This is a genomic window from Mycetohabitans sp. B3 (assembly GCF_021498065.1).
Lineage (GTDB): Bacteria > Pseudomonadota > Gammaproteobacteria > Burkholderiales > Burkholderiaceae > Mycetohabitans.
In genome coordinates this window covers 1-760 of sequence record NZ_JAHLKN010000159.1, presented here as the reverse complement: position 1 = coordinate 760, position 760 = coordinate 1, and the positions used below count along the sequence as shown (strand labels likewise).

Genomic DNA, 760 nt, shown 5'->3' with positions numbered 1-760 from the left:
TGCAGTGAACTAGACTAAAACTGACAGTGGTTGGTTTTTCATGCTGGCGTGCGTTGCCGCGCAGGGCGTAGTCCGTAGCGGCAACGCACGCCACGAACAGCAAGGAGTCCGCCATGACTCAGGAACAGAAGGTCATCCGTGCCAAAATCGGCATGCTCGAACTGGCCCGGCAACTGGGCAACGTCAGCCAAGCTTGTCGCGTGATGGGTTACTCACGCGACAGTTTCTACCGATTCAAGGAACTGTACGATAAAGGCGGCGAAGCGGCGCTGCAGGAAATCTCCCACCGCCGCCCGCTGCCCAAAAACCGCGTGGATCCGCAGATCGAGGCGGCCGTAGTTGAACTGGCCCTGGAACTGCCCGCTTATGGTCAGATCCGCATCGCCAATGAAGTGCTCAAGCGCCATGCGCTAAAGGTCTCGCCTCAGGGCGTTCGCAGCATCTGGCTGCGTCACGATCTGCAGACCATGAACAAGCGTCTAAAGGCGCTGCAAGCCAAATCCGCTCAGGACGGGCTGGTGTTGACCGAGGCCCAGTTGGTCGCGCTGGAGCGAGCCAAACGGGAAAAAGAGGCCCACGGCGAGTTCGAGTCCGAATGTCCAGGCTACTGTGGCGCGCAGGATACATTCTATGTCGATAGCCTCAAAGGCGTAGGTCGTGTTTATCAACAAACCTTTGTCGACACCTATTCGAAGGTGGCATTGGCCAAGCTCTATGATCGCAAGACACCGCTGCCGGCGGCTGACTTACTCAATGATCG

1 protein-coding gene is annotated in these 760 nt (G+C 57.8%); it reads left to right on the top strand.

The genetic code is table 11. The features are described 5' to 3' along the window. Positions 1–113: 113 nt before the first annotated feature. The coding region (locus KQH55_RS16070; RefSeq protein ID WP_235091672.1) for a helix-turn-helix domain-containing protein at positions 114–760 on the top strand (647 nt) is incomplete at its 3' end.